This is a genomic window from Cohnella fermenti (assembly GCF_004801405.1).
Classification (GTDB): Bacteria; Bacillota; Bacilli; order Paenibacillales; family Paenibacillaceae; genus Cohnella; species Cohnella fermenti.
Map to the genome: position 1 here is coordinate 1 of NZ_SSOB01000063.1, position 17650 is coordinate 17650.

Consider the following 17650-nt stretch of genomic DNA (forward strand, 5'->3'; position numbering starts at 1 on the left):
ACAAATAACCATTCTGTGAAAGATGCGTCGAAGAGCCGTATGCGGGAATTCCGCACGTACGGATCTGTGAGGGGGACGGGCACAATCCTCGAAAGGAGAGGCCCTACCTACTCGACCATAAAATCGCTGGGGGAGGCGAATCGGCATATGCTTCGGATCAGCGTGAGGAGGATCAGCGTATGCCCCGATCAGCATGAGGCGAATCAGCAAGCGCCGAATCGGCATATGCCCCGATCAGCACCAGCATCACATCAGCATAAACCGCCGGAGGTTTGGGTGGAGATATGGATTGGTTCAGATTGGAGCTTCGGATAGAAATGTAGATTCGAGGTGTGAATTGGTTCAGATTGGAGCTTCGGATAGAAATGTAGATTCGAGGTGTGAATTGGTTCGAATTGGAGCTCCGGAGGAGATAGGGATTAGAGGTTCGAATTGGTTGGTCATTCTGGCGGGGATTGCTTGGGAGGGGAAGGATACGCGCCGTAGCCGAGGGGAAACCGGTTGATGTCGATTTATAAAATATACCATATCGCCGCGCCGATCGTATATCCTTTTTTCGGTCACCATATAGTGTAGCTAAGGAGAAGTCGGAGGTGATCAGGTGAAGAGGGACGAATGGACGATCGACGCGGGGACGGAGCGCGAGGCGGCTATGCGGCTTGCCGTCATGCTGAATCAGTCATTCGCCGGGCTCACGGGCGGCAGCGGGGAAGGGCCTTGGGAATATTCGCGCGAGGACGGTCGGATACGGTGTTGCCTGGCCATCGAGAAGGGGCGGGAGGAATTCTGCGGGAAGACGGGGGCCGTGCTGGCCGACTTCATCGTGTCGGAGCGGGAACCGTCGCTGCTGCGCCGGCTCATAAGCAAGCGGCAGGGTGCGCGCGCGGATGCGGTCGAGACGGACGTGATGATCTCCGAGGCGATCGGGATGCTCGACGGGGAGACGGAGTACGAGGGGACCGCCGCTCAGCAAGGCCGGGCAAGAAGAATCAAGCGCTGGGGGCAGCCGCTTGGCGCGTTCCTGATGGAGAACAGCTTCCTGCATCTCGACGGCTTCCTGCGATTCCGGCTTAGGGATTATCAGGAGGAAGTGAAGGAGGCGGCGGAGGCGGCGGCTCTGGAGCGGATGATGGAATGGCAGTATCAGGAGTTCATGTCGCTCCTGCAATCCATGGTCGAATGGCAAGAGGTACGGGTTCAGGCCGTTCATGTCCTGCACTCCGAGGGACATGCCTGCAAGCTGCTCGATGAGAAAATGAAGCCGCTCGAGAAGGAGAGCTGGCCTGCGGAGCCGATATCGGATGAACGAAGCAGCGAGCCCGACGAGCAGGAGGAGGAGAGTTTGCTTGTGAGCCGCCTGCTTGCTGCGTCTCCGCGGCGTCTGTATATTCATACCCGGGAGCCGGAGGCGCAGGTGATTCGCACTTTGCTGGGAATTTTCGGCGAGCGTGCCGCTATCTGTCCGGATATGCCGACTTGACGCGGCTAGTCTGCTGGCGTTATAATTCCGGTAATTAGCCTTGCGTGAACGGGAGCGAAGCTTCCGAGATACGCCCAACAGCGATGAGAAAGACAACGACGTCTGCAACGGACGGCCCAGAGAGAGGAACCTTGGCTGCAAGTTCCTTCCGGTACCGACAGGCGTATACCCCTTTCAAGCTGCACGGTTGAACGCGGGCCGCATTCCGGAGCTTACGGTTCGGATGCCGCCGCCTGTAAGCCATGCCGGGTCATGACCGTTACTCATGCCTGAGAATCGAAGCTTCGTCCGGCATTCCGTGCCTCGGTCGAATGGGCTTCGGTTGAATAAGGGTGGAACCACGAGATGCGAACGATCGAGCGCTCGTCCCTGCTGGGACGGGCGTTTTTTTTGTCGTTATGGAACCTGCGCGCGTCCCTTGCCGACTTATCTTCACGAACAAGGCAATGACATAAAGGAGGCCAATCAGCATGGCACTGCAAATTAAATTCCCCGATGGAGCGATTCGCGAATTCCCGCAGGGGTCGACGGTCGAGGACATCGCCGGCTCCATCAGCAGCGGGCTCAGGAAGAACGCCGTCGCCGGCAAGGTGAACGGCAAGGTCGTCGATCTGAATACGGTGATCGAAGAGGACAGCGCGCTCGAGATTGTTACGCTGGACACGCCGGAAGGGCTCGAAGTGATGCGTCACAGCTCCGCCCACTTGATGGCGCAGGCGATCAAGCGTCTGTTCGGCGGCGATAAGGTCAAGCTGGGCATCGGGCCGGTTATCGAAGACGGCTTCTATTACGATATCGACCTGGAGCAGTCGATTACGCCGGACGATCTGACGAACATCGAACGCGAGATGGAGAAGATCGTCAAGGAAGATCTGCCGATCGTTCGCCGCGTCGTCAGCCGGGAGGAAGCGCTGAACACGTACCGCGAGATCGGCGATCCGCTCAAGATCGAGCTGATCGAAGGCTTGCCGGAAGGGTCGACGATCACGATCTACGACCAAGGCGAATTCTTCGACCTGTGCCGCGGGCCGCATCTTCCGTCCACGGGCCGCATCAAGGCGTTTAAGCTGCTCAGCATCGCCGGAGCGTACTGGCGCGGCGACAGCAAGAACAAGATGCTGCAGCGCATCTACGGAACGGCGTTCGCGAAGAAAGCCCAGCTTGACGAGCATCTTCACTTCCTCGAAGAAGCGAAGAAGCGCGACCACCGCAAGCTCGGCAAGGAGCTCAACATGTTTACGTTCTCGCGCGAAGTCGGCCAAGGCCTTCCGCTCTGGCTGCCGAACGGCGCCAAGGTGCGCCGCACGCTCGAGCGCTATATCGTCGATCTCGAGGAGAAGCTGGGTTATCTGCACGTCTACACGCCGGTGCTCGCGAACGTCGATCTGTACAAGACGTCCGGCCACTGGGAGCATTACCAGGAAGACATGTTCCCGCCGATGCAGATGGACAACGAAGAGTTGGTGCTTCGTCCGATGAACTGCCCGCACCACATGATGGTGTACAAGAGCGAGATGCGCAGCTACCGCGATCTGCCGATCCGGATCGCCGAGCTCGGCATGATGCACCGTTACGAGATGTCCGGCGCCCTGACGGGGCTGCACCGCGTCCGCGCGATGACGCTGAACGATTCCCATATCTTCTGCCGTCTCGACCAGATCAAGGAAGAGTTCAAACGGGTTGTGCAGCTTATCCAACGGGTGTACGAGGACTTCGGCATCAAGGAATACCGCTTCCGCCTGTCCTACCGCGACCCGCAGGACAAGGAGAAGTACTGGCCGGACGACAATATGTGGGAGACGTCGCAGCGCATGCTGCGCGAGGTCGTCGAGGAGCTCGGCCTGCCGTTCTTCGAAGCCGAAGGCGAAGCGGCCTTCTACGGTCCGAAGCTTGACGTGCAAGTCAAGACGGCGCTCGGCAAGGAAGAGACGCTGTCCACGGCGCAGATCGACGTGCTTCTTCCGGAGCGGTTCGAGCTCGAATACGTCGGCGACGACGGCAAGAAGCATCGCCCGGTCGTCATCCACCGCGGCATCATCAGCACGATGGAGCGGTTCACGGCATTCCTGCTGGAGAACTTCGCCGGAGCGCTCCCGATCTGGCTGACGCCGCTGCAGGCGAAGATCATTCCGGTCAGCCTCGCGTACGAGGAATATGCCCGCGAGCTTACCGACAAGCTGCTCGAAGCCGGCGTTCGCGCCGAGGCCGACCTGCGCAACGAGAAGATGGGCTACAAGATCCGCGAAGCCCAGCTTGAGAAGATTCCGTACATGCTGGTCGTCGGCGAGAGCGAAGCGGCGAACGGAACCGTCTCCGTCCGCAGGCGCGGAGAGGGAGACCTCGGAGCGCAGCCGGTATCGGACTTTATCGCCCGCATCTCCGAAGAGATCGCCTCGAAGCGCACCGACTAAGATGCGTCGAGCAAGACAATAAGCAGATCGCATAAAGCTTGCCGGCCAAGGGTACCCTTCCTCACAGGGGAGTGTGCTAAGATGCCAGCAAGCTTTATGTTCATCTCGGGCCGATTCGCGCGAAGCGCCCTGGCGGTAACCGTCGCGCTTGCGTTATCGGGACGGGCGGAGCCGAAGGCGGAAGCTGCCGACGGACCGGGTCCGGAAGAGCAAGGGGAGATCGTTCGGGTCGTCGCGACCGGCTATACCGCCGGGGTGGAGTCGACAGGCAAACGGCCGGGGCATCCGCAGTACGGGATCACCTACTCCGGAGTAAAGGTCCGTCGAGGCAAGCTGTCGACGATCGCGGCGGACCCGAAGTATTTTCCCATTGGGACGATCCTGTTCATTCCGGGGTACGGGTACGGAATCGTAGCGGATACGGGCTCCAAGATCAAGGGGAAGAAGATCGACCTCTACTTCCCTTCGAAGAGGCAAGTGTTCCAGGAATGGGGCAAGAAAACCGTCGATGTTCGGGTGATCCGCAAGGGGAACGGGAAGATAACCGAATCGATGCTCGATGACATGAGCGAGGTCATTGCGCCGAGCGAAGACGACCCGACCTCGGGCTAGGACCAATTCCCTAAACAGCTCTGGTTCCTGTCAAATATTCTCTTTTGCCGGAGTCTATGCTACAATTGGGGAGATGATTACGCTTCGCCGAGGAGTGACCTCTCCCAATGAAGATCTCCCTTCGAGAATCGAACGTTGCCTTCCGCAACGACGTGGATTCTGAAGAGCTTATGCATGAGCTTTATCGGCAAATGCTGCAGGTCGCCAGACACAAGCTGATTCGCAAGATGGACGCGGTGGACATCGTTCAAGAGGCTTGGGTGCGCATTCTCGAGAAGAGGGACAGCTTGCGGGACGAAGACAAGCTTATCCCTTGGGCGAAGACGATCGTATATAATCTCGCTTCCAACGCGAATCGGGCACGGAGAAGCCGTTCGAGCAGACAAGCCTTCTACGACGACGACATTCCGGAATATGTCGCACAGGCCGGCGCGGGCGTCGATCCCGAGCTGTTGACGGAACTGTCCGACATGCTTGGAAGATTGGACCCGACCGCCCGTACGCTGCTCCTCTACAAGTTCTATTACGGCTTCCGGGACGATGAGATCGCCGCTGCGCTGGAGATGCCCGTCGGAACGATCAAGTCGAGAATCCATCGGGAGAGAGAACGAATCCATAAGGAGCAGATCAAGAACGAACGGAGCCCGGCGCCCATACATAATCACTCCTCTATCGGCGAATGATACGTGCTGAGGAGGTGAGTGATCTTGGGCAAGAACAAGGGACAGCGGAATCAGAACCAACACAATCAGCAGCCGCAAGATACCGAGTTCGCGAGCGAGTCGATAGACGGCGCGAATTCCTATTCGAATAACAAGAAGAACGCACAGAATCGGAATAAGCGTTGATCGGCTGCGGAGGCGAAGGAAGCCGCCCGCATGGTGATTGCGACCAGGAGGAACCAGGCGGTTCCTCTTTATTTTTGTCGATTTTGTAGGAATAATGACGTATACTATAGAAAATTATGGATCAGAATTAAAGCTCGCAGGATAGATATGGAGTTCGCAGCATATTCAAGCGGAGGTGTCTCATGGCGCAGTGGCAACGATGGATTCGAGAACGAGGGAACGTCATTCGGATCGGACAGGCCGGAACGGCGGGGGAGAAGCCGGCTGCTTCCGGCTCCGCGGGTTCGCCTCTCTCCGCGCCTGAAGACGACAGCGCTCTCAAGCATATGGTGGAGGAAGCGCTTGTGATCTCCGACCGGCTCCAGGCGGCGGTGGCCGAGGTGGATCTGAGCATGGGGCAGCTTGAGGAGATCGCGGCTCGTTCCGCCGAGGAGGAAGAGCGGCTTCGCGTCAAGAGCCGGGAGGCTTCCGGCCAGTTGGAGGAAGCGTTCTCGGCGCTTCAAGAGGTGGCGGCTTCGTCCGAGCAGATTCGTGCCGTCTCGGAGCAGATGAGCGCCCAGAGCCGGGAAGCGAAGGATGTCGTCATCGAAGTGGCGCGTTCCTTGACGCATACCGACGAGGTGATGAACGATCTGTCCGTTCATCACGGCTCGATGGAGGAGACGGTTCGCAGCCTGATCGAGCAAGCCTCCAGGATCAACGAGATCAACGCCTTGATTCAGGAGATTGTCTCCCAGACTTCGCTGCTGGCGCTGAACGCGGCCATCGAGGCGGCTCATGCGGGCGAGTACGGGCTCGGCTTCTCCGTTGTCGCTCAGGAGATCCGCAAGCTTGCGGAGCAGAGCGGCCATGCGGTCAAGCGCTCGACGACAATCGTCAAGGACATCGAGAACGGGATTCGCCAGGTGGTCGATTCGGTCGATCAAGAGAAGCATTCGGTCGCCCGGGGCTTGGACGAGATGCGCCAGACGAGAGACCGCATGGACTCGATCTTCAACCATATCGTGAAGGTCGACTCCCAGGTCGGGAAGACGCTGGAGGCGGCGGTGGAGCAGGCGGGGCGGACAAGCTCGGCGAACGGCATGCTGAAGGAAGTCGTCGATTCCGTCGGCCTTATGGTGCGCGGGGTGGATGATACGCTGCTTCGGAACGAGAAGCAGCGCAAGGCCATCGCGAAGCTGGGGAAGGTATCCGTCGCCGTCAAGGCCTCGGCCGACGAGCTGGCCGCTTCGGTGCAGCAGACGGGCGGGAAGGTGCTGTCGGGTGTTAAGGAGATCGACGCCACCCGCTGGACGGAGCTGCTCGCCGCCGCGCTCGGCCGCAACCCGGGATTGGCGGAGCTTGGCGAGGACGAGCACCGCCTCGCGCTGAGCTCGCTGCTGAAGAAGACGGGCGGAATGGAAGCGATCTGGTCGAACCGGGCGGACGGCACATTCGTGTTCTCCGAGCCGGAAGCGGGCTTGCTCAACGCGCAAGGGCGGGAGTGGTGGAAGCGGGCCATGAACGGGGAGATGTTCGTATCCGATGTGTACTTATCTGCCATCACGAAGCGGCCATGTCTGACTGTTTCCATGCCAATTCGCGATGGAGACGGCCGAATTGCCGGGGTCATCGGAATTGATATCGCAGTTTCTGCGAAATAACCTGACATAAGCATTCTCAAGCCTATCTTTTTCTTGTACAATATGTGTAGTTGTCACAAATGTTAACAAGGATAGATGGGTGATACTCCATGAACGGTCCGTTAAGTTCCGCCATGCCGTCCTCTTCCGCCCGGAAGAATGCCGAAGTGTACTCGTTCCTCGAATCGTTGATCGAGAAGCGGGAGTCGGAGATCCGGGAGATCGAGGAGATGGTTCTTCGTTACGAACGCCGCGTCCAGAAGGAAGAGCAAGCTTACCGGGCGATGTCAACGCTTCGCCGCATGCTGACCGGACGGAAGCCCGATCATCACATCGCTGTCGAGTACATCCACTATGTCAAGAAGCCGAAGGAGAAGGCTCGCTTGCTCCGCGAGGAGATCGAACGGTATCGGGCGATGCTCGAAGGGACGCTTCCCGTGGAGCTGACGGAATAGAAGCCGGTATATCCGCTCGAACGTGCGAGCCGAACTGACGAACGAAGGCCTGCGCTCGGACTCTGAAGAAGAGTTCCGGCGCAGGCCTTTGTTGTTGATGCTGTTGTTGCCGGGAGCGGCGAAGGCCGGATTTACGTGGAAGGCTTGCGCAGCTCGTCCACGTCGATGAAGTCCTTGTCCTTGCTGTAGGCAGGCACCCCGTGGAGGGAGACGTCGAGACCGATTCTCTCCTCGTCTTCGCTTACGCGGACGGGGCGCCAGGCCTGGATCAGACGCAAGGCAAGCCAGGTGAGGACGAAGCCCCACACCGCGACGACGGCAAGGCCGAGCGCTTGGGCTCCGAGCAGGTGCCAGCCGCCGCCGTGGAACAGGCCGGCATGGGCAGCCGTTCCCGGCAAGGCGAACAAGCCGACGGCCAGCGTGCCGATGCTGCCGCTGACGCCGTGAACGGCGAAGGCTCCGACCGGGTCGTCGACCTTCCGGCGCTCCAGCCATTCCGAAGCGAGCACCATGGCGATGCCCGATACCGCTCCGATTCCGATCGCGGCGACGTCAGAGACGAAGGCGCAGCCAGCCGTAATGCCGACGAGGCCGGCCAGCGCCCCGTTGATGACCATCGGCGGATCGGCCTTCTGGTAACGCAGCATCGTGAACAGGATGCAGGCGGCGCAGCCCGCCGCCGAGGCGAGCATCGTCGTGACCGCGATATGACCGATGCCCGGATTCGTTGCGCTCAGCGTGCTGCCCGAATTGAAGCCGAACCAGCCGAACCACAGGACGAAGGCGCCGACGGAAGCGAGCGGCAGATTCGACGGGGGGACGATGTTGGTCTTCCCCTCCGGGCCGAAGCGGCCGAGGCGCGGCCCGAGGAACAGGGCTGCGGCGAGCGCGGCGAAGCCGCCGAGGGCATGGATGGCCGCCGAGCCGGCGAAGTCGATCATGCCGAGCTTGGCCAGCCAGCCGTTCGCGGACCAGATCCAGTGGCCGGAGATCGGATAGATGAGTCCGGTCATGACGATGGTGTACAGGATGTAGGCTCGGAAGTGGATGCGCTCGGCCGCCGCCCCGGAGACGATGGAGATGACGGCGATGACGAACGCGCATTGGAACAGCCAGAACGTATCGCTCGTAATATTCGTCGGCAGATGCGACAGGTCTCCCTTCATCAGGAAGCCGCTGGTGCCAATGAAGCTCCCGAGATCGCGCCCGTGCATCAGGCCGAAGCCGACCAGATAGAACACAAGCGCTCCGAACGCGATGTCGACGAACACCTTCATAATAATGCTGACGGCGTTCTTCTGCCGGACGAAGCCGGCTTCCAGCAGAGCGAATCCTCCTTCCATCAGGAGAATCATCGCGGCTGTGAGAATAACCCACACGGTATCCAGGCCATTGGAGACGTCTAGTAGCTGCATATCGTCAACTCCGGTATAAAATTGTGAAAACCTAACATGAACAATGGCAAATCGGACTCATTATATAGGGAGGAATTGATGATGTCAACGAAGTTTGTGAGTAAATATCACATTGTCTTTCTCGGTGTCTCTCTGTCTATCTCGGTCTCGGGACGGAGAAGAGAATCCATCCCCCGCCGCTTCATGAAGCGGCGCATTGCCGCTATAATAGGAATTGTCAAAGCCGATCTCCCTCGGATTATCCAAGGAAACAAGGAAGCAAGGGATAGCGCCTATCACAGTCAATTTTAATGGAGGAATCGTTATGCAATCCTTCTTGCATCGGTTATTCTGGGGAGCCGTCCTGATCGGTGTCGGCGCGCTCTTCCTGTTTAACCAAGCGGGTGTCATCTCTATTGATATAGGAGAGATGTTCTCCTCTTACTGGCCGGTTATTCTCATCTTGATCGGAATCCAAGGAATGCTGCTTCAGCGCAACGGAGGCTTCTATTGGAATCCGCTGCTGGTGCTGCTGGGGATGTTCTTCCTGGCGCGCAATCTGGAATGGATCGACTGGGAGCTGCATGATCTGATCCGGTTCATCGGCCCTGTTGCGCTGATTCTGGTCGGCTTGAATCTGATCGCTCGAGGCGGAAGACCGAAGAAGCAGCCGGGAGAGGACTCGGGCTGGAATTCCGTGCCCAAGGCGCCCCCGGTTCCGCCGCCGGCGCCGTCGATGCCGGAATATCGCGATGTCGAGCCGGAGCCTCCGATCGATCGCGGGCCGCCTCCCGCACCGGACTCTCTCGGCTGGGACGATGCCGCTCCGGGGCCGAAGGGAGAGCAGCCGCAAGGCGGATTTTCCCACGAGCCTTCCCATGAGCCTTCCCACGAGCCTTCTCACGAGCAGTTCCATGAGTCTTCGCACGAACGGCACGATCGCACCCGCGACTTCCGGGGCCGGGGAGAGGCGTGGAAGCACCACCACAAGTCGTGGAAGGAACGCGCGGAAGCGCACGGACACGGCTATGGATACTGGGATCATTCGTCCCAGCGCGAGAGCCACACGAGGTTCATCGGCGACTTCGATATCGGAAGCGACTACTTCGAGCTTCGTCCGATGAACATCTCGCACTTCATCGGCGACACGAGAATGGATCTGACGCGGGCGCAGATTCCGATCGGAGAGACGCGGATCTATGTGTCCTCGTTCATCGGCGATGTGAAGGTGTTCGTGCCGAACGACTTCTCGATCGGGGTTCGCGTCGTCTCGAGCAGCTTGATCGGCGATGTCTCGATTCTTGAGCAGAAGCGCGGCGGCGTCTTCAATCAGATGAACCTGCAATCGCCGGGCTTCGACGACGCGCCGAAGCGGATCGTCTTCATCGTAAGCACGTTTATCGGCGACGTCCGCATCAAGAAGGTGGGATAAGCGGATGCTGCGAATCGTGCGCAACAGCAAATGGGAAGGGGCTGTCTATGCAGGGGCGTCGACGGCGTTCCTGCTTGGCCTCGTCTATGCGGCATGGACAACCATTCGCGGAGAGGTGCCCTACATGGATTGGTGGGGCGGCTGGGCGGTCGTAATCTGGATCGCCGACGTCGCGATCGCTTACCTGCTCGGCAGGCGGATTCACCGCAGGCTGGATCAGCTTCAACTGGCGATGAAGGAAGCGGCGATGGGCAATTGGAGCGAACGGTTGCCGGAGCTGTCGCGGGATGCGTTCGGGGAGACGTTCAAGGAATTCAACTTTATGGTTGAGAAGCTGGAGACGCGCATGAAGCGGCTTCAGGAGCTGGGGGAGAAGGACGTGCTCGAGGAAGCGCCGGCGCTGGAGGCGGCGGTGCTGGAGGAGCGCAGGCGTCTGGCGAGAGATCTGCACGATTCGGTCAGCCAGCAGTTGTTCGCGCTTCATATGGCGGCTTCCGCGTTGCCCAAGCTTATGGAGAAGAATCCGCAGCAGGGCGGGAAGGTGATGGAGCAGCTCATCGAGATGTCCTCGTCCGCGCAGAAGCAGATGAGAGGACTGATTGCGCAACTCCGTCCGATGGAGCTTCAGGGGCGCTCGCTCGCCGAAGCGCTCGATCGCTGGTTCCCGGACTTCTGTCGGCAGAACGGGCTTCAAGGCACGCTAGATATTCAGGCGGAACGGCCGATCTCCGAAGCGAAGGAGCATCAGTTGTTCCTCATCGCGCAGGAGGCCATGGCGAACGTCGTCAAGCACGCGCGCGCGAGCGAAGTCCGCCTGGCCCTGGGAGAGACCGGCAAACAGATTATTTTGCAGATTGAGGACGATGGGGAAGGGTTCCAGGCGGATCAGATTCGGGCAGGCTCGTACGGCCTGACGAGCATGAGGGAACGGGCGGAGAAGCTCGGAGGGGAAGCCGAGATCGTCACGAAGCCGGGGACGGGAACAAGGGTGTTCGTTCGCTTCCCGAACTTCTAAACCATGGATGGTGTAAAAAAAGGAGCTTGAGGCGATGAGCACGGATACGGCGGTATGCAAGGTGTTGCTGGTGGACGATCACGAGATGGTGAGAACCGGATTGCGCACCTATCTTATGCTGGACTCCAGATTCGAGGTTATCGGCGAAGCGTCCGGCGGCCTTGAGGCGATCCGGATGCTGGAGGACCGGCAGGGGAAGGAGGACTTCCCCGAGCTTGTCCTGATGGATCTGATGATGCCGGGCATGAACGGAGTAGAGGCGACACGGGAGCTTATCGGCCGTTACCCGAGTCTGAAGATCATCATCCTGACAAGCTTCCTGGAAGACGATAAAGTCATCGAGGCGATGGAGGCCGGCGCGGTCAGCTACGTGCTTAAGACGGTATCGGCGGAAGAGCTGATCTATGCGATGCAGGGGGCGCTCCGCAGCATGCCCGTCATGAGCTCGGAGGTGTCCCAGGCGCTGACGAGAGGACTTCGGCAGCGCTCCGTCAAGAGCGACGAGGAAGGGCTGACCGAGCGGGAACGCGAAGTGCTGCTGCTGATTGCCGAAGGCAAGTCGAACAAGGAGATCGGGGACGAGCTTCACATCAGCATCAAGACCGTCAAGACCCATGTCAGCAATCTGCTCATGAAGTGCGGAGCGGAGGATCGCACCCAATTGGCGATCTATGCCCACCGGAAGGGCTGGGCCGAATAGCGAGTCGATAACGCGGTCGGCAGCGGGACGGATAAAATCGGTGCGGATCGGCAACGATAAGGAATAAAAGGGGGATTCCCCATGATTCCATTGACTTCCCGAATCGATTCCAAGGAAGGGGACTTCGTTCCCGTGCAGACCGCTCTCGAGCGCAGAGGGTTCACGCTCGCAGGAGGCTGGGATTACGAGCGCGGCTCGTTCGATTGCGCCTTGGACGACGAACGCAAGGTATGGCTTCGTCTTCCGTTCGAAGTGACAAGCGGGAGCCTCGACAGCGAGACGAAGGACAGCGATGCCAAGATTCGCTTCGGTCAGCCTTATGTGCTCAAGCACTTGTATAATGAAGGACTCGATCCGGAAGCCCGGGCTCGGACGATCGGCGCGATGTTCGATCAGTTCCAGGACCCGGTCGACCCGGACGCCCGCGTCGAACCGGAATGGATCGAAGCGGCGACGCGGCGTCTGAACGAGGCGGAAGAGATCTATCCGGCGTGAAGATAACGAGGATTGGGAGCGCCCTCCGGACCATCCGGGGGGCATCTCTCTTTTATTTGTTCATCTTCCGTTCATCTTTTAGATTTTGTTCACTTTGAATTAATCTTGCTTTAAGGTTGGGGAGCGAATATAGGAGCAAGACGAAGTTGACGCACGGCCGGCCGACCAAGACAAGGGCGATAACAAGCCGGGTGCATAACGAGGAGGACTGGACATGGACGATAACAATGAGAAGAAGCCGGAAGATTTATTCGGATTCCGATATGCCGGAGACGGCCAAGAGAGCGAGCCGCGCAAGGTGGAACCCGAGAGAGGGGAAGCCGCCGAGCCGGAGACGGAGACGATCTACAGCCCTTATTCGTCCCATTCAGACGAGCCGCCTAGAACATCGACATACGGATCTGCGAGCAGCACCTACACATACGGTCCTTATTCCGGAGGGGGAGGCTCGTCCATTAGCTCGGAGGCTGGCGATTCCGACGCCAAGGCCGATATGGTTCCGACGGTCCGCGAGTCGCGGCCGTTCACCGTATCCGGCAATGGCCGCAACTGGGAGAGTCCGCCCCGTCGGAAGGGAACCTCGCTGCGAGCGGTGTTCGCCTCCTTCATGGTAGGCGTCGTCGCGGTCGGCGGTCTCATGTTCGCGGCGGATCGCGGCAACTGGTTCTCGGATACCTCGCTTAAGAGCGTTGTCGCTTCCTCGGGCTCCTCCTCGTCGGCCAAGGCGAACACGGTTGTCAGCAACACGACCGACACGGTTCGGCCGAACAACATCTCGAAGATCTTCGAGCAGGCCAGCCCGGCAGTCGTGAAGATCGAGACGTACACAACGGTTCAATCGCGCTCCTCGGGCGGAGGAAGCTGGCTGGACGATCCGTTCTTCCGTCAGTTCTTCGGCGACGAGCAGAACGGCCAAGGCGGCAGCGGCAGCGACGGCTCCACCGGGAACGGAAGTGACGACAACCTGCAAGAATCGGGCATGGGCTCCGGCTTTATTTTCGACTCCACGGGCTATATCCTGACCAACGAGCACGTCATCGACGGCGCGAAGAAGGTTGAAGTTACGGTCAACGGCTACGATCAACCGTTCACTGCCGAAGTGCTCGGCTCCAGCTACGATCTCGACCTTGCGGTGCTGAAGATCGAAGGCAGCAACTTTCCGACTCTGAAGCTGGGCGATTCCAGCGCATCGAACATGGGCGACTGGGTTGTGGCGATCGGCAACCCTTACGGCTTCGACCATACGGTCACCGTCGGCGTTCTGAGCTCGAACGAGCGCGAGATCAGCATCCAGGATACGAACGGAACGCGCAACTACGAGCATCTGCTGCAGACGGACGCTTCGATCAACCCGGGCAACTCCGGCGGTCCGCTGCTTAACCTGAACGGCGAAGTTATCGGCATCAATACGGCGGTCAGCTCCGAGGCGCAAGGCATCGGCTTCGCGATTCCGACGAGCACGATCAGCGAGGTTCTCGACAACCTGAAGACGAACACGAAGATTCCGTCCAAGCCGTCTCCGTTCATCGGCGCAACGCTGCAGGATATGACCGAATCGATCGCCAGACAGCTCGGCCTCAGCTCCGCGAGCGGCGCGGTTGTCAACAGCGTGCTGTACAACTCCCCGGCGTATAACGGCGACCTTCGTCAGTACGATGTCATTACGGGAATCGACGGAACGAGCTACAACAATTCCGAAGAGATCATCGCGGCCATCCAGAAGAAGAGCGTCGGCGACAAGGCAACCTTGAACGTCACCCGCGCCGGCAAGAATATCGAGATCACCGTGACGATCGGCGACAAGAACGAATTCGAGGAACAGCAGCAGACTCAGACGCAGCAATAAGGCAAGTGTTTGCGCCAATCGGAAGGGCAGTCTTTCAAGGCTGTCCTTCTTTGTATACAATAGGACATATAACTTATCCATATTAAGGAGCGAACCATGAGATCTCACATAGTTGTTATCGATGACGATGAGAAAATCACTTCCATGCTGCGACGGAGCCTGGCCTTCGAAGGCTACGAGGTAACGACGGCGCCGAACGGTGTGGAGGGACTGCGAATTCTGCAAGGCAGACACGCCGATCTCGTTGTGCTGGACGTCATGATGCCGCAGATCGACGGCTGGGAAGTATGCCGGCGCTTGCGCGCCGCAGGCATTCATTCCCCCGTGCTGATGCTGACGGCGAAGGACGATGTTCAAGATCGGGTGAAGGGGCTCGACATCGGAGCGGACGATTATCTCGTGAAGCCGTTCGCCCTCGAAGAGCTGATGGCGCGCATTCGCGCGCTGCTCCGCCGGCGTCCCGAGCAAGCGGAGGACAACAACCAGCTTCGGTTCGAGGACTTGCTGCTCGATGTCGACGGACGCGAGACGATCCGCGGCGACAAGCGGGTCGAACTGACGGCCAAGGAATTCGATCTGCTTCATCTATTCATGCAGAATCCGAAGCGTGTGCTCTCGCGCGACCAGATCATGGAGCGCATCTGGGGCTACGATTACAGCGGCGAATCGAACGTGCTCGAGGTTTACGTCGCGATGCTGCGGCAGAAGCTGGAGGAGCACGGCGGCAAGCGCCTGATCCAGACTGTGAGAGGGGCAGGCTACGTTCTGAAAGGGGACAGTTGATTCATCATGTCGATACGTCTGCGCCTAACGTTGTGGTATTCTGGACTGTTGGCCGTCACGTTGGTGGCGTTCAGCGTCCTTGTCTACACCATCGTCTCGCATAATGCGTTCTCCGATCTCAAGTCGAAGCTTATCGCGGAATCCAGAGAATTCCAGGTGGTGACCTCCAGGCTGATCATTCAGCCGACGACGCGCCTGGATCGATCGACGATCTTCGTTCAAGTTAACAGCTACCAGGATAGCAATCAAGGGGTCAAAGCTGACGGAACGACCAACCTGCTTAACTGGGCGTTCGACTTCCCGTCGCTCGACAAGGTCGACTTCGACAGGCGCTTCGTGGAGCGGACGTTAAGCAATGTTCCGTTCTATGTGATGGAGCAGCCGCTGTTGCTCGCAGGCACGAACACGATCGTCGGGCTGGTGCAGATCGCGACCCCGATGAACAAGGAACAAGCGATGCTGGCGCAGTTGAATCGGGTTCTGATCATCGCTTCGTTCGCCGGGCTGATCATCGCCTTCCTGCTCGGCATGTTCCTCTCGCGCAAGGCGCTTCGTCCAATCGAGCAAGTGACCGAGGCGGCGGAGCGGATTCAGAGCGGTTCGGATCTGAGCACCCGGATTCCCGGCGAGAGCCAGGACGAGATCGGCCGGCTGCGGCAGACGCTGAACCATATGCTGCAGCGAATCGAGGGAGCGTATCGCGGCCTTGAGGAGACCAATATCGCGCAGAGACGCTTCGTGTCCGATGCCTCCCACGAGCTGCGGACGCCGCTGACGACGATTCGCGGGAATGTCGACTTCCTGGAGAAAATCTGGGACAGCCCAGTTGTGGAGGACAACGAGGATCGACTCGGCGCCGGAGACGGGTACGATGTTCGCATGGTCAGCTCTCCCAAGCTCACCGCGCAGGAGAAGGAGCAGTTGTCCAAGGAGGCGATCAAGGATATCGCCGACGAGTCGCGGCGCATGAGCCGCCTTGTGAACGATATGCTGTCGCTTGCCCGCGCCGATGCCGGTTACGTGATGGACAAAGAGCGGATCGAGTTGAAGCCCCTGGCGGAGGAAGCCGCGAGAAGGGCCGTGTTCCTGCCGCGCAAGGCGGACTGGAAGGTCGGCTCGCTCGATGCGCTCGACGGCGCTTGGGTGCAGGGCAATCGGGATTACCTCATCCAGCTCCTGTTTATTTTCATCGAGAACGGGTTCAAGTACACGCCTTCGGGTGAGGTGCGGCTTGAGGCGCTCCGTTCGGGCGACAAGGTGGGGCTTGTCGTGGCGGATACGGGCATCGGCATCTCCAAGGAAGAGGTTCCGCACATCTTCGACCGCTTCTACCGGGTCGACGTGTCCCGCGGAGAGACGCCCGGCACCGGACTCGGCCTCTCCATCGCGAAGTGGATCGCCGACATGCACCACGCAACGCTCGAAGTCCGCACCAAAGTGGGAGAAGGCACCAAGTTTATCGTTTGGCTTCCGGTCGACTTTGCCGAACCTGTCGAATACGATATAATAGAGATATCATCACGCCCCGGGGAGATGGGATGAGAATGTCTCGGCTGCCTCCCAATGGGCGGGAAAGCAGGCATCAATCGTATGGAAGTCGTGAAAATCTCGCCAAGAGGGTACTGTTACGGCGTGGTGGATGCCATGGTCTTGGCGCTTCAGACGGCGCGCAACCTGGACCTGCCGCGCCCCATCTATATTCTCGGCATGATCGTGCACAATAGCCATGTCACGGATTCGTTCAAGGACGAGGGCATCGTTACGCTGGACGGACCGAACCGTCTGGAGATTCTCGACCAGGTCGAGAGCGGAACGGTGATCTTCACCGCTCACGGCGTCTCTCCCGAGGTGCGCAAGCGCGCGAAGGAGAAGGGGCTGACGGTCGTCGACGCGACCTGTCCGGACGTGACGAAGACGCACGACCTGATTCGCGAGAAGGTGGCAGACGGATATGACGTCATCTATATCGGCAAGAAGGGGCATCCCGAGCCGGAAGGCGCGATCGGCATCGCGCCGGAGCGGGTGCATCTGATCGAACGCGAGGAAGAGATCGAAGCGCTGAACATCGATTCGGATAAGATCATCATCACGAATCAGACGACGATGTCGCAATGGGACATCCGGAACCTGATGGCGCGTCTGCTTGAAGCGTATCCGAGCGCGGAGATCCACAATGAGATCTGCCTGGCTACGCAGGTGAGGCAGGAGGCCGTCGCCGGGCAAGCCGGCGAAGCGCAGCTCTGCATCGTGGTAGGCGACCCCCGAAGCAACAATTCGAACCGCCTGGCGCAGGTGTCGTCGGAGATTGCGGGCGTTCCCGCTTATCGCGTGTCGGACGTGTCGGAGATCAAGAAAGAGTGGCTGCAAGGCGTCGAACGGGTTGCCGTGACCTCCGGCGCCTCGACGCCGACGCCGCTGACGAAGGAAGTCATCCAATACCTCGAGCAATACGACTCCAATCTTCCCGACACGTGGGAGATTCGCAGGACGGTCAACATGAACAAGTTGCTGCCTACCGTAAGGGAGAAAACCGTAAAATAGCAGGTTATGGATGGCG

Annotated in this window: 16 protein-coding genes; 15 read left to right on the top strand and 1 reads right to left on the bottom strand. The window is 59.3% G+C overall.

The window, feature by feature from the left end:
* The first annotated feature begins 601 nt into the window (after nucleotides 1-601).
* The 7 genes from E6C55_RS30610 (at nucleotide 602) to E6C55_RS30635 (ending at nucleotide 7428) form a co-directional block, all read left to right on the top strand.
* A complete protein-coding gene (locus E6C55_RS30610; RefSeq protein ID WP_136373643.1) occupies nucleotides 602-1480 on the top strand; it encodes a putative sporulation protein YtxC in 879 nt (292 codons plus the stop codon).
* 470 nt (nucleotides 1481-1950) lie between these two features.
* Nucleotides 1951-3891, top strand: a complete 1941-nt coding sequence (thrS, locus tag E6C55_RS30615) for a threonine--tRNA ligase (RefSeq protein ID WP_211093681.1) — start codon at nucleotides 1951-1953, stop codon at nucleotides 3889-3891.
* 81 nt (nucleotides 3892-3972) lie between these two features.
* On the top strand, nucleotides 3973-4503 hold the full coding sequence (locus tag E6C55_RS30620; RefSeq protein WP_136373645.1) for a 3D domain-containing protein: 531 nt from the start codon (nucleotides 3973-3975) through the stop codon (nucleotides 4501-4503).
* A 107-nt stretch (nucleotides 4504-4610) separates the two neighbouring features.
* Nucleotides 4611-5186 carry an RNA polymerase sigma factor gene (locus E6C55_RS30625; protein WP_136373646.1) on the top strand — a complete coding sequence of 192 codons (576 nt, stop codon included), beginning with the start codon at nucleotides 4611-4613 and terminating at the stop codon, nucleotides 5184-5186.
* A 24-nt stretch (nucleotides 5187-5210) separates the two neighbouring features.
* Nucleotides 5211-5351, top strand: coding sequence for a hypothetical protein (locus E6C55_RS33985; RefSeq protein WP_168735965.1), 141 nt, complete (start codon nucleotides 5211-5213; stop codon nucleotides 5349-5351).
* 182 nt (nucleotides 5352-5533) lie between these two features.
* Complete coding sequence (locus tag E6C55_RS30630) at nucleotides 5534-6994, top strand: methyl-accepting chemotaxis protein (protein WP_136373647.1); 1461 nt, start codon at nucleotides 5534-5536, stop codon at nucleotides 6992-6994.
* Between the two features lie 89 nt (nucleotides 6995-7083).
* Nucleotides 7084-7428, top strand: coding sequence for a hypothetical protein (locus tag E6C55_RS30635; protein WP_211093682.1), 345 nt, complete (start codon nucleotides 7084-7086; stop codon nucleotides 7426-7428).
* A 131-nt stretch (nucleotides 7429-7559) separates the two neighbouring features.
* On the opposite strand, the gene E6C55_RS30640 is transcribed toward E6C55_RS30635, so the two are convergent.
* On the bottom strand, nucleotides 7560-8843 hold the full coding sequence (locus E6C55_RS30640) for an ammonium transporter (RefSeq protein WP_136373648.1): 1284 nt from the start codon (nucleotides 8841-8843) through the stop codon (nucleotides 7560-7562).
* Nucleotides 8844-9147: 304 nt separating this feature from the next.
* Between E6C55_RS30640 and liaF the strand changes: the two genes are divergently transcribed.
* The 8 genes from liaF to E6C55_RS30680 all read left to right on the top strand — a co-directional run bounded on the left by liaF (nucleotide 9148) and on the right by E6C55_RS30680 (nucleotide 17634).
* Nucleotides 9148-10254 (top strand): cell wall-active antibiotics response protein LiaF, encoded by a 1107-nt coding sequence (liaF, locus tag E6C55_RS30645; protein WP_136373649.1) that lies wholly within the window; start codon nucleotides 9148-9150, stop codon nucleotides 10252-10254.
* A gap of 4 nt (nucleotides 10255-10258) precedes the next feature.
* Entirely contained in the window at nucleotides 10259-11269 is a 1011-nt protein-coding gene (locus E6C55_RS30650; RefSeq protein WP_136373650.1) for a HAMP domain-containing sensor histidine kinase, read from the top strand.
* Nucleotides 11270-11303: 34 nt separating this feature from the next.
* Nucleotides 11304-11969, top strand: a complete 666-nt coding sequence (locus tag E6C55_RS30655) for a response regulator (protein ID WP_136373651.1) — start codon at nucleotides 11304-11306, stop codon at nucleotides 11967-11969.
* A gap of 81 nt (nucleotides 11970-12050) precedes the next feature.
* Nucleotides 12051-12464: a YugN family protein gene (locus tag E6C55_RS30660; RefSeq protein ID WP_136373652.1), complete on the top strand. Its 414-nt coding sequence runs from the start codon at nucleotides 12051-12053 to the stop codon at nucleotides 12462-12464.
* Between the two features lie 214 nt (nucleotides 12465-12678).
* Complete coding sequence (locus E6C55_RS30665) at nucleotides 12679-14310, top strand: S1C family serine protease (protein ID WP_136373653.1); 1632 nt, start codon at nucleotides 12679-12681, stop codon at nucleotides 14308-14310.
* Between the two features lie 96 nt (nucleotides 14311-14406).
* Complete coding sequence (locus E6C55_RS30670) at nucleotides 14407-15093, top strand: response regulator transcription factor (RefSeq protein ID WP_136373654.1); 687 nt, start codon at nucleotides 14407-14409, stop codon at nucleotides 15091-15093.
* 6 nt (nucleotides 15094-15099) lie between these two features.
* The gene (locus tag E6C55_RS30675) at nucleotides 15100-16635 is read left to right on the top strand and encodes a sensor histidine kinase (protein ID WP_136373655.1); all 1536 of its coding nucleotides are present in this window, start codon (nucleotides 15100-15102) and stop codon (nucleotides 16633-16635) included.
* 48 nt (nucleotides 16636-16683) lie between these two features.
* On the top strand, nucleotides 16684-17634 hold the full coding sequence (locus E6C55_RS30680) for a 4-hydroxy-3-methylbut-2-enyl diphosphate reductase (RefSeq protein ID WP_136373656.1): 951 nt from the start codon (nucleotides 16684-16686) through the stop codon (nucleotides 17632-17634).
* Nucleotides 17635-17650 lie beyond the last annotated feature (16 nt).